Source organism: Pseudomonas stagnisoli (assembly GCF_048595745.1).
Lineage (GTDB): Bacteria > Pseudomonadota > Gammaproteobacteria > Pseudomonadales > Pseudomonadaceae > Aquipseudomonas > Aquipseudomonas alcaligenes_A.
Window position 1 is genome coordinate 3,556,443 of record NZ_CP184361.1, and the last position, 11,058, is coordinate 3,567,500.

The 11,058-nt window shown below is 63.6% G+C and carries 8 protein-coding genes and 2 rRNA genes (1 of these 10 cut by a window edge); 3 read left to right on the forward strand and 7 right to left on the reverse strand.

Annotated elements, in window-relative coordinates:
- Positions 1–147 precede the first annotated feature (147 nt).
- Genes ACOAPY_RS17160 through ACOAPY_RS17170 form a run of 3 tightly spaced genes read right to left on the reverse strand, consistent with a single transcriptional unit; the run spans position 148 to position 2,343 of the window.
- The gene (locus ACOAPY_RS17160) at positions 148–1,047 is read right to left on the reverse strand and encodes a DMT family transporter (RefSeq protein ID WP_465154123.1); all 900 of its coding nucleotides are present in this window, start codon (positions 1,045–1,047) and stop codon (positions 148–150) included.
- Positions 1,048–1,105: 58 nt separating this feature from the next.
- Entirely contained in the window at positions 1,106–1,558 is a 453-nt protein-coding gene (rimI, locus tag ACOAPY_RS17165; protein WP_465154124.1) for a ribosomal protein S18-alanine N-acetyltransferase, read from the reverse strand.
- Complete coding sequence (locus ACOAPY_RS17170; protein ID WP_465154125.1) at positions 1,555–2,343, reverse strand: energy transducer TonB; 789 nt, start codon at positions 2,341–2,343, stop codon at positions 1,555–1,557. Before ACOAPY_RS17170 ends, rimI begins: the two co-directional genes overlap by 4 nt.
- A gap of 137 nt (positions 2,344–2,480) precedes the next feature.
- On the opposite strand from ACOAPY_RS17170, the gene mksB reads away from it, so the two are divergent.
- The 3 genes from mksB (at position 2,481) to mksF (ending at position 7,351) form a co-directional block, all read left to right on the forward strand.
- The gene (mksB, locus tag ACOAPY_RS17175) at positions 2,481–3,722 is read left to right on the forward strand and encodes an Mks condensin complex protein MksB (RefSeq protein WP_465154126.1); all 1,242 of its coding nucleotides are present in this window, start codon (positions 2,481–2,483) and stop codon (positions 3,720–3,722) included.
- A gap of 111 nt (positions 3,723–3,833) precedes the next feature.
- The gene (mksE, locus tag ACOAPY_RS17180; protein ID WP_465154127.1) at positions 3,834–4,535 is read left to right on the forward strand and encodes an Mks condensin complex protein MksE; all 702 of its coding nucleotides are present in this window, start codon (positions 3,834–3,836) and stop codon (positions 4,533–4,535) included.
- On the forward strand, positions 4,532–7,351 hold the full coding sequence (gene mksF / locus ACOAPY_RS17185; protein ID WP_465154128.1) for an Mks condensin complex protein MksF: 2,820 nt from the start codon (positions 4,532–4,534) through the stop codon (positions 7,349–7,351). The genes mksE and mksF overlap by 4 nt, the downstream gene beginning before the upstream one ends.
- A 54-nt stretch (positions 7,352–7,405) precedes the next feature.
- Here mksF and ACOAPY_RS17190 read toward each other — a convergent pair whose 3' ends face one another.
- The 4 genes from ACOAPY_RS17190 to ACOAPY_RS17205 all read right to left on the reverse strand — a co-directional run.
- Positions 7,406–7,714 carry a PepSY domain-containing protein gene (locus ACOAPY_RS17190; RefSeq protein ID WP_061903451.1) on the reverse strand — a complete coding sequence of 103 codons (309 nt, stop codon included), beginning with the start codon at positions 7,712–7,714 and terminating at the stop codon, positions 7,406–7,408.
- 77 nt (positions 7,715–7,791) lie between these two features.
- On the reverse strand, positions 7,792–10,095 hold the full coding sequence (locus ACOAPY_RS17195; protein ID WP_465154129.1) for a PqiB family protein: 2,304 nt from the start codon (positions 10,093–10,095) through the stop codon (positions 7,792–7,794).
- A gap of 209 nt (positions 10,096–10,304) precedes the next feature.
- Positions 10,305–10,420: ribosomal RNA gene (gene rrf, locus ACOAPY_RS17200) — 5S ribosomal RNA — on the reverse strand.
- A 137-nt stretch (positions 10,421–10,557) separates the two neighbouring features.
- Positions 10,558–11,058, reverse strand: a 23S ribosomal RNA gene (locus ACOAPY_RS17205) (it continues 2,390 nt past the right edge of the window).

The following is an 11,058-nucleotide window of genomic DNA, read 5'->3' on the forward strand; positions in this document are numbered from 1 at the left end:
ATTTCGAGCTGTGTCTTGTCATTTGGTCAGCAGCAGGCTGAATGTGCCTGTGCCAATAGCCAAAACCCGACAACCCTCCCGTTCATCATGAAAGCAAGGCTTTTGTAGGTGCCCTTGTCAGAGTCGTTTCCGGCGGGGCAACTTCTGCTACTGCGCCCGCCCTCTCCCCGCCAGCAGCAACCCGCTGACGATCAACGCCCCACCTACCCAGTGATAGTCCTGCAGACTCTCATCCAGCAGCACCCAGGCGAGGATGGCGGTGAACACCGGCATCAGGTAGTTGCTCATCGCAGTCCGCGAAGCCCCCAGCTCGCGCAAGCCGATGTTCCACAACTGATAGGCCGCCACTGATGCGAATAGCGCGGTGTAGCCGATGGCGGCGAGGTTCGCCGGGCTGAGTTCAAAGCGCGCTCCTTGCCAAAGCTCCCAGGCGTAGAAAGGTGCCAGCATGACCAGGCCGAGCAGCACCAGGGCGCCCAGTAGGGTGAAGGGGGGCAACTGGAAGTAGGCACTCCAGCGCCGCAACAGCAGCGAATACAGCGCCCAGTCCAGGGTGGCGAGCACCATCAGCAGATCGCCCTCGGCAAACGACAGGCTGGCCAGCACTCGCCAGTCGCCCTGGCAGATCAGCCACAGCAAGCCGAACAGGGCCAGCAGCAAACCAACCCAAGCTCTGCGCGCCGGCCACTCACCGAGCAGCAGCCCGGCGCCGATAAAGGTGGCCAGCGGCAGGCAGGTACTGACCAGGCTCAGGTTGATCGCCGCTGTACTGAGCGCGGCGGTATAGAGCAGGCAGTTGTAGGCGGTGATGGCCAGCGCCGCCAGCAGCCACAGGCGCCAGCCGGCCCTGCGCAGCACCTGACGATGCTGCCAGAGCGAGGGGCCGACCAGAGGCAGGAGGATGACCAGGGCTATGGCCCAGCGCCAGAAGGCCAGCGACATCGGCGGAATCGCCCCGGTGAAAGCACGCGCCACCAGCGAATTGCCGGCCCAGAACAGGCTGGCCAGCGCCAGGCCGGCCCAGGCCAACAGCACAGCACGACTCATGAACGATCACGCCATGCAGAGAAGCGCCGAAGCCATCTGGGCATGTGGATGCCCGGGCCTAATCGAACAGCGTACAGGCCATCACCAGGGCATCCTCGCGCCCACCGGCGGCCGGATAGTAGTCGCGTCGGCGGCCGACTTCATTGAAGCCGTAACGCTCGTAGAGGCGGTAGGCACTCTGGTTGCTGGCACGCACTTCGAGGAAGCACTCGCCCGCGCCGAGCTGGCGGGCGCGCTGCATCAGGTGCTCCAGTAACTGCAACCCCAGCCCGCGGCCCTGGCTCTGCGGGCGCACGGTGATATTGAGCAGATGCGCCTCGTCGAGAATGATCTGGATGATGCCGTGGCCAACCTGCTCATCCCCGTCAAACATCAGCCAGCAGTCATAGGACTTGAGGCCATCGGCGAACAGATTGCGGCTCCAGGGATGACTGAAGGCCGCATTCTCGATCTGCACCACGCGGTCGAGGTCCGCCTCGGTCATCGGGCGGAAGTGGACAGCGGCACTCATGACGGCTGCTTCCAGCGCGGCATGATGCGGCGCATGGCACGCCAGACCTCGGCTTTGCGTTCGGGCTCGTCCATCTGCAGTTCCAGACTCGGCAGCGCCCAGGCAGCGCCCAGCCCCTCGACCTGCAGCTCGCGGTTGTAGGCCTCGGCATCCGCCTCCCCGGCGAAGCGCACGGCGGGCAGGCCGATCAGCCACAGGCAGCGGCAGGGCTCGGCTTCCAGCTGACCGGCCAGCACGCCCTGCACATAGTCGCGGGCGGCATCCGGCCCCTGGTCGAGGTTGCCGCGGGTGAGCAGCGGCCAGCGGATCGGCGAGCCATCGCCGACCTGCTGCGGTGCATCCGGCAGGCCAGCGGCGCGCAGGAGGTCCTTGAGCAACAGATAGGAAGGGTCGCGGCTCTGGAACGGCTCGCCGGTGGCCAGCTCGACCAACAGTGCGCAATCACCGGCACGCAGCAACTGCAGGGCGAAGCGCGGCGGCGGCAGCACCGGCTTGGCCTCGACCACCGGCAATGCCTCCGGCTCGGCCTTGGCCTCCGGCTTGGCGAATACCTTGGAAGCCGCCGAGGGGCGCGGCACTTCGATGACCGGACGCGGCGGCTCGACCGCTGCCTTGGCCTCCGCCACTGGCGCGGCGACGGGCACAACGGGCGCGACTTCCGCCTGGGGTGGCGGCTGCAACAGCTCGGGGCGCGAGGGCGCGGCGAACGGCAGCTCCACGCGCGGCAACCAGCTGGCCACCTGCATGGCGGTCAGATAGGCGCGGCGGCGGACTTCTTCGATCAAGAGCGGCTTCCAGGACGGACGGAATCAGGCGCGAATTGTGGACTGAATCGGCCCCCGGGAAAAGGCCGATGGAGTGACGGTCATGTACAGGCCCTTTCCAGTACAATCCGGGCTTTTGCGACGGACCGACCCCGCCCATGATCGACCCCAAGCGCGTGTTGCGCGCCCTCGCCGAGCACTGGACGCTGCTCGAACCGCTGTGCGAGCGCTTCGACACCGGCACCCTGAGCCTGGTGGAGCTGCGCAACCAGCTCAGCACGCAGCTGCCCGAGGGCAGCCCCGCCGACATCACCGCCCTGCTCGACCAGTGGATCCGCCTGGACATCCTGGTGCCGGTGGCCAAGAGCCCCAACCGCTTCGAGCTGAACGCACAGATCCACGACTTCCTCGCCTACCTGCGCCGTGAGCACCGCCTCGGCCTGTGCCTGGAGATCGAAGCCTACCTGCGCCACCTGGAGCGCCTGGCCGGCTATATCCAGGACGCCTTCGAAGTGCGCGACGGCAACGACCTGGCGCGCCAGCTGCGCCTGCTCGATATGCGCGTCAGGGACGTTCTCAAGAAACTGGCCAACGACGAGCAGGCGCTGGTCGGTGTAGCCGAGCGGGCCAAGACCAGCGACCGGCAGATTCCACTGCGCCAGCGCTACGCCGAGGTGCTGGCCACCTGGGACGAATATGTCGAGCCGATGATCCAGCTGGTCTCCGCCGACGGCGCCTTCGAGCAGGGTGTACGCCGCGTCGAGCAGGTACTGCTGCGCCTGCTCGGCGAACAGCAGCGCCTCGGCCAGCTGGTCGACGACGACCTGCTGCTGCGCACCCACGCGCGCATCCTGGAGATGCAGACCGTCGCTCAGCTGACCCTGCGCAAGGCCCGCGAGCTGCTGCTCCCGCTGCGCGAGGAAGCGCGCCGGCACAACGCCGTGACCCGTGGCGCCGCGCTGGCCCTGTCGGTGATCCGCAAGAAGGGCCTGGACGCCCTGCCGCAGGCCTCGATGCCGCTGTTCACCCGGCCGCAGAGCACCTTCCTCGGCACCGCCAGCCAGGTGGAGAGCTACGTCTACGCCCTGGCCCGCTTCCAGCCCAAGCCCAACCAGTTCCCGCGCGCCAGCGGCTCGCGCAAGGGCGCACCGCCCAAGGCGCCACGCACCGCCCGCGAGATGATCGAGCGCTGCGAGCAGGCCCTGCCGCTACCGGACCTGATGACCTGGCTGCTGGAGCAGGAGCCGGAAGGCGCAACCGATGAGCTCCTCTACTGGTTCTCGCGGCTGTCGCGTGACGGCCGCTTCCAGCGCGAGCGCCTCGAACGCCGCGACTACCTCACCCGCGAGCATCAGGTCAGCCTGAGCTCCTATGCCCTGGTAGGTCGCCCCAATGCTTAAGTCCTGCGTAGGGTGGACAACGCTCCGCTTGTCCACCGTCCAGCACCTCGAATCCTCCGGTGGAAAACGCTGTGCGGTTTTCCACCCTACGACTGCCTGCGAGCATCGCGCATGAATATCGATCTGAAAGAACTCACCCAGCTCGCACCGATCTTCCGTGAGCTGTTCAAGGGCTACCACATCAGCCGTGCCGCCCCCGAGCTGTATACCCAGCTGTCCAACCAGCAGGACGCCTACCGCGCGCTGTTCAAGTCCCTCGGCTACGAGCTGGTGTGCGACAGCCGCGGCTTCTACTACTTCGTCCCCGAGCAGATGGGCGCACAGGTGAACAAGACGGCCCAGCGCCTGGCGCTGTTCACCTTTATCCTGGTTGAACACCTCGCGGACCAGGGCCGCGACCCGCTGGCGGTACTCGACGGCGGCAGCCTCGGCCGCGACGAGCTGCCGCCGCTGCTGGAGAAGTACAAGGACCTGTTCCTCCAGGCCGAGGTCACCACCCAGGAAGAGTTGGAAGAGAAGGTCATGCGCCGCCTTGCCCAGCTCGGCTTCGCCAGCGAGGACAACGGCGTGTACCGCTTCCTCGCCCCCATGCACCGCTTCCTCGACGTGTGCCTGTCGGTGCAGCAGGACCGCGACCTGGCCGCCAGCCTGCACAGCAACCTGCCGCTGCCGACGCCGGAGTTGGTGGTGGACGACGCCGAAGAAGACATCGTGCGCATCGAGCCGCTACCCGAGACCGTCGAAGAATCCGAGGAAGAGGCCCTGGCCCGCGCCATGGCCGAGGAACGTAACGCCCAGGAGATCGACGCATGAGCCAGGAACGCTACGGCATCCGCCGCTTCGCCCTGCTGAACACCGCCGGCTACAGCCTCGGCATCTTCCCGCTGGAAAACCCGCTGTCGGTCTACGGCGCCAACAACCTGGGCAAGTCGGCGTCGATCAACGCGCTGCAGTTCCCCATCCTGGCGCGCATGTCCGACATGAGCTTCGGCAAGTACAGCCTGGAAGCCTCGCGCAAGTTCTACTTCGCCAGCGACACCAGCTACATCCTGGTCGAGGTCGCCCTGCCCCACGGCCCGCATGTGATCGGCGTGGCCGGGCGCGGCCCGGGCGGCGGCTTCGGCCACCAGTTCTTCGCCTACCAGGGCGAGCTGCACCTGGAGCACTACCAGCAGGACGGCGTCTGCCTGCGCCAGCGTGAGCTGTTCAAGAACCTCGGCCAGGCTGGCATCACGCCCTATGAACTGAAGCCCGAGGAACTGCGCCGCCTGCTGGTCGGCGGCCACACCAGCATCCCGCTGGACCTGACCCTGATCCCGCTGCGTTCGACCAGCGAGCAGAGCTTGAAGACCTTCCGCGCGCTGTTCATCAACCTGCTGCATATGCGCGAGATCACCGCCGCCAAGCTCAAGCAGCTGTTCCTCGATGCCTTCGAGCACAGCCTGCGCTCCGGCAGCGTCGACTACATCGCCGCGACCGAGGAAGCCTTCCGCGACGTGCGCCGCATGGAGCAGGACTACCAGGCACTGGTCGCCGCAGGTCCCTTGGTCGAGGCGCTGTCCGGCGGTGTGGCCCAACGCGAAGTGCTGCGCGGCAAACTGCATCGCCTTTCACCGCTGCTGGATAACCTGCTCGGCGCCTGGCAGGACTACTCCGGTGCGCGCAAGGAAGAGCTGGTGATCCAGGCCGAGCACTACCGCCGCAAGCAGGATGGCCTACAGAACGAGCAGCGCGGCGGCACCGCCGAGCTGATGCGCCTGGAGCGCGAGATCAGCGAGATCCAGCGCTGGCTCGGCGAGCTGGCCGTGTTGAAGAACCGCTTCGCCCTGGTAACCGACGCCAAGGTGCTGGAGGAGCAGCTGCTCGCTGCCAAGGATGCCCACGACGAGCTGGCCGGCGCCCTGGCGCAGTCGCGACAGTTCTCCGCCGAGGATCTGGACGAGCGCCTGCGCGACCTGGAGAAGCGCCTGAAATCGGTCAAGCAGCAGCTCGACCACGCCGACAACAACAGCTACTCGCGCCTGCGCGAGGAGTTCAGCCAGGCCGACGTCGACCGCCTGATGCGCCTGTTCAACGGCCAGCTGTTCAGCCTGCCGCTGGGTGAGAAAGGCATCCAGGCCGAAGGCGACGACTGGGTCAAGGCCGTCGAGGCGGTGCTGGATCGCTTCAAGGGCGACACCTTCGCCGTGCCGGGCCTGTCCATCGACCTCTCGCATATCGAACCGCCGGCCCTGCAGGCGCTGGCCGACCGCGCCGCCCTGCGCGACCAGAAAGACCGTCTGGAGCGCGAGCTGAAGCAGCTCAAGACCCAGCAGGCGGTGGCCAACGACCGCGCGGCGAGCAAGGCCCAGGCCGAGCAGCTGTACCAGGCCGTGCTCGATGCACAGAAGGCCCTGGAAGACTTCCGCAAGAGCCAGACCCTGGCCGCCGAAGAGCCGGCCAAGCTGGAGCAGCTCGCCCAAGCCGAAGCCGCCCAGGACGAACTCAAGCGCGCCTCGGACGCCTTCACCGAGCGCGTGCAGCAGCTGTCCGCCAAGCTGCAGCTGGTCGGCCGCCAACTGGCAGACCTGGAAGCCAAGGAACGCACCCTGGAAGACGCCTTGCGCCGTCGCCAGCTGCTGCCGGCCGACCTGCCCTTCGGTACCCCGTTCATGGAGCCGGTCGACGACAGCCTGGACAACCTGCTGCCGCTGCTCAACGACTACCAGGACAGCTGGCAGGCGCTACAGCGCATCGACGGCCAGATCGACGCGCTGTACGCCCAGGTGCGCCTCAAGGGCGTGGCCAAGTTCGACAGCGAGGACGATCCGGAGCGCCGACTGCAACTGCTGGTCAATGCTTACGCGCACCGTCAGGACGAGGCGCTGACCCTGGCCAAGGCGCGCCGCGCGGCGGTCACCGATATCGCCCGCACCCTGCGCAATATCCGCAGCGACTACGACAACCTGGAACACCAGCTGGCGCTGTTCAACCGCGAGATCAACAAGCGCCAGGTGTCCAACCTGGAGAGCTTCCGCATCGTCCTGGCACCCAACCGCGACGCGCTCAAGCACATCGACCAGATCATCCACAGCGCCGGCCAGTACGAGGAAGGCGAGACCCTGTCGGTGTTCGACCTCTCGCAGAGTGCCGAACAGGATGCCAAGAACGAAGAAGCCAAGGACTATCTGTCGCGCCTGGTGGCGGCCAACGGCAACCAGCTGGGCCTCAAGGACCTGTTCGAGCTGGCCTTCGAGATCACCAAGGTAGGAGGTCAGCCGGTAATGCACACCGACATCGATGGCGCTGCCTCCAACGGCACCACCATGACCATCAAGGCGCTGACCAACATGTACCTGCTGCTGCACCTGATGGATCGCGAGCAGGCCGGCAAGGTACGTCTGCCCTACTACCTCGACGAAGCGGCGGATATCGACGAGCGCAACCAGCAGGCGCTGATCGAGACCAGCCTGCAGCTCGGTTTCGTACCGATCCTAGCGTCGGTCAAGCCGCAGGTCTCAGCCCATGTGGCCATCGACCTGGAAGGCGGCAGCGGGCCGAACGGCATCTACATCGACGAGGCGGACTGGAAGTTCATCAGGCGTCGCGAGACTGCCAAGGTCACCGAGGAGCAGGCCGAGCTGGCCTGACTCCTTGCGCAAACGAAAAGGGCCCTGATGCGGCCCTTTTTCTTGGGGGTGGGATCAATCGTCCTGGTGATCCTGCAGCACCTGGCCATTGCTGGCGTCCAGCTCCAGGTCCCACTTCACACCTTGGGCGTCGCGCACTTCCACCTGGTAGATGTAGCGGCCGTATTCTTCTTCTAGCTCGGTCTCGGTGACCTGGCCGCCGGGATGCTTGGCCAGGGCGGCGGCATTGAGTTTCTCGAAGCTCTGGATGGTACCGGCATCGCGCAGTTTCAGAGCCTCGTCCGGACCGAGGTCACGGGCCTGGGCGATACCGGCAGTGGCGGCGAGGGTGGTGATGGCGAAAAGGGCAGTCAGCTTGTTCATCTTGATTCTCCGTCGGGAGTGATTGGTTTCGACGGAAGCCACGATAGCCAAGCAGACTTAAACCAAGCTGAATCCACCTAGTTCTCCAGACGGATCTTAGGCGCCCATTTCAACCACTCCTCGTTGACCTCGTCGTTGAGGGCAAAGGTCTGGCCGGGCTGGGCGGGGCCGCCCATCACGGCATTGTCCGGCGTAGCGAAGGCTATGCCACCTTCCAGCAGCGCCTCCAGTGACTCTGTGCGAACCTTTACGCCCTTGAACAGGCCGGCGTCCACACCGATGCCGCTGGCGTTCCAGAAACGCGTCCCAGTACGCACCAGGGGGGCATAGCGAGGCTCGATCAGAATATGAATCAGCACGCGATCAGACGTCGGGCCAAGCTCGAAATCGGTCACCTTGCCAACCGGCACTTCGCGGTAACTGATCACCACCCCCGGTTTGATGGAACCGCGCCGCGCAGCACTGAGCGTCAGGCGCAAGCCTTCCTCACGCACTTCAGTAGTCGGCGGCTGCTTACGAGCCTCGAAGTAGTTCTGCGCCTTGCCTACCTGCGGGGCCGGTCGAACCTCCAGGTACTGACCGCTGACCAGCGTGTCCAGGTTGGCGGTGCGAACCAGGCCTAGCTCCGGCTTGACCACCCAGAACTCACTACCCGCACTGGCAATACGCCCACTAGCCTTGATGATGCGCGCATTTAGTAATACGGCCTGGAGATCGTTGGTCAACTCGACGCTCTCCACCTTGCCAACCTCAATGCCCTTGTACCTTATGGCCGTTCCCGGGTTGATGCCATCACCACTTTGCACCTTGATCTGGATGGCCACGCCCTCCTGCATGGCCTCGTCGCGATCGGCGTGCAGCGTGAAACGCTGAATCTTGCGATTGACCGGAGCTTTCATGTCCGGAGTCTCGAAAGTCACACCACCGGCCAAAAGCGTCTGCAGCGACTCGCTCTTCACCTCTATCCCCGAAGAGATGCCACCCTTCAGCGTGATGCCGCTCGAATTCCAGAAGCGCGTGGAACTGTTGACCAGGTTGGCGTAGGGCTGCTCAATGTGCGCGCCCAGCACAACACGCTTGCGATCACGGGAAAACTGAAAGCTCTGGATCGTGCCGACCTTTACCTGGCGGTAGAGGATGGGGCTACCGACCTCAAGCGAGCCCAGGGTATCGGCGAAAAGCACCAGATGCAGGCCCGGCGCATCAACATCGAGTGGAGGCGCTTTAGGTCGTGCCACGAAATCGCGCATAGGCGGCAGAGTTCGCACGCCGGGCTTGACCGCGATGTAATTACCCTTCACCAGCGCTTCAAGGCCCGTAATACCGGCCAGGGAGATCGAGGGCTTTACTACCCAGAACTCGGTACCCTCAGTCAGATAATCCTCCGCCTTGGGGTCCAGGGTCAGGTCGAGAGAGGCAGAATTGAGGTCTTCGTCGACCTTGATGGCCTTCACCGTCCCCACCTGAATGCCCTTGTACATGACGGGCGTACGACCCGCTTCAATACCCTCGAAGTCCTGCAGCTTCAGCGTGACCTTGATACCCGCCTGCGCCGCGTCGAAATCCTCGTACAGCCTGAAGGGAATGGACGGGTCAGTGGGCGGGCTATCCTTGCGGTGCTCCGGAGTCGCAAAAGCGATACCACCAGCAACAATGCTGGCCAGCGACTCTGTACGTAACTTGACCCCCGACAACCCGGCGTTGATGGTCACTCCGCTGGCATTCCAGAAACGCGTGTGTTTTCGTACCAGACTGGCGAATTCAGGCTGAATGAACACCTGAATTTCCACCGTGCTCTGGTCGTCAGCGAGGCGGTAATCCTTCACACGCCCCACCTGAATCTGCTTGTAAAAAACCGGACTATCCCGATTGATCGAGGAAAGTCGGTCCGCTTTCAACGTCAGGTGCAATCCTGGCACCGAGTCCGCCATTGGGGGCGGGGCGGTCAGGGCGATGAACTGGCGCGTCGGCTCACCGTCCGCGGGACTTGCCGTGATGTAGTTGCCCGAAACCAGGGTTTCCAAGCCGGTTATACCGGCCAGGGATACGCTGGGTTTGACCAGCCAAAAACGCGTGTTGCTTCGCAGGTGAGGCTCAACGCGCTTGTCCATCTCAACCGTGACGCGCACACCTCGCTGTTCGCCCTTGTCATCAAGCTCCATACCGACGACCTTGCCGATCGACATTCCCTTGAAGATGACCTCGGTCTTGTTGACCTGAATGCCGTCACCGGTTGGGAAAAAAATCTCGATCTCAATACCTGCCTCACTGTAAGCCCTATAGGCCAACCAGCCGCCTATCAGCAATGCGATCAAGGGCAACACCCAGATGGCGGACCAATTGGTCGTACGACGGATATTCGCAGTATTCAGCTCGGTCATGCAGGGAAGCTCCATTCCTCAGAGCAGGGCAGAGTCACCTACTGCAATTGCAGGGGCAACAAGCGTTTCAAGCCAATGGTTAATCATCAGACGGCAGGCGCAAGCCTAACGCAAAGCGCTGGCAATCGCATGCTTGAGTGCAGGCTTTTCCAGGCCCCATAAAGGCCAAACCCCCACCCGCTAATGCGGATGGGGGTTTGGGGATAGGAGCTTGACGATGACCTACTCTCACATGGGGAAGCCCCACACTACCATCGGCGATGCGTCGTTTCACTTCTGAGTTCGGGATGGGATCAGGTGGTTCCAACGCTCTATGGTCGTCAAGCAATTCGGTTGCTGTGTCGGTGTTAAGTCGCCACAGCGAATTGGGTATGTGATCTTGGCTTTGCGGTTCTTAGCGAACTTTCGGTTTGTTTGTCGACTTCACCATCACCGACAATCTACAGATTGTTTGGGTGTTATATGGTCAAGCCTCACGGGCAATTAGTATTGGTTAGCTCAACGCCTCACAGCGCTTACACACCCAACCTATCAACGTCGTAGTCTTCGACGGCCCTTTAGGGAGCTCAAGGCTCCAGTGAGATCTCATCTTGAGGCAAGTTTCCCGCTTAGATGCTTTCAGCGGTTATCTTTTCCGAACATAGCTACCCGGCAATGCCACTGGCGTGACAACCGGAACACCAGAGGTTCGTCCAACCCGGTCCTCTCGTACTAAGGTCAGCCCCTCTCAAATCTCAAACGTCCACGGCAGATAGGGACCGAACTGTCTCACGACGTTCTAAACCCAGCTCGCGTACCACTTTAAATGGCGAACAGCCATACCCTTGGGACCGGCTTCAGCCCCAGGATGTGATGAGCCGACATCGAGGTGCCAAACACCGCCGTCGATATGAACTCTTGGGCGGTATCAGCCTGTTATCCCCGGAGTACCTTTTATCCGTTGAGCGATGGCCCTTCCATACA

What these genes read in the sequence shown, in the direction of transcription:
- mksB (WP_465154126.1), top strand. Translation starts at nt 2,481, where the DNA reads ATGATCGACCCCAAGCGCGTGTTGCGCGCCCTCGCCGAGCACTGGACG.
- mksE (WP_465154127.1), top strand. Translation starts at nt 3,834, where the DNA reads ATGAATATCGATCTGAAAGAACTCACCCAGCTCGCACCGATCTTCCGT.
- rimI (WP_465154124.1), bottom strand. Translation starts at nt 1,558, where the DNA reads ATGAGTGCCGCTGTCCACTTCCGCCCGATGACCGAGGCGGACCTCGAC.
- ACOAPY_RS17160 (WP_465154123.1), bottom strand. Translation starts at nt 1,047, where the DNA reads ATGAGTCGTGCTGTGCTGTTGGCCTGGGCCGGCCTGGCGCTGGCCAGC.
- mksF (WP_465154128.1), top strand. Translation starts at nt 4,532, where the DNA reads ATGAGCCAGGAACGCTACGGCATCCGCCGCTTCGCCCTGCTGAACACC.
- ACOAPY_RS17190 (WP_061903451.1), bottom strand. Translation starts at nt 7,714, where the DNA reads ATGAACAAGCTGACTGCCCTTTTCGCCATCACCACCCTCGCCGCCACT.
- ACOAPY_RS17195 (WP_465154129.1), bottom strand. Translation starts at nt 10,095, where the DNA reads ATGACCGAGCTGAATACTGCGAATATCCGTCGTACGACCAATTGGTCC.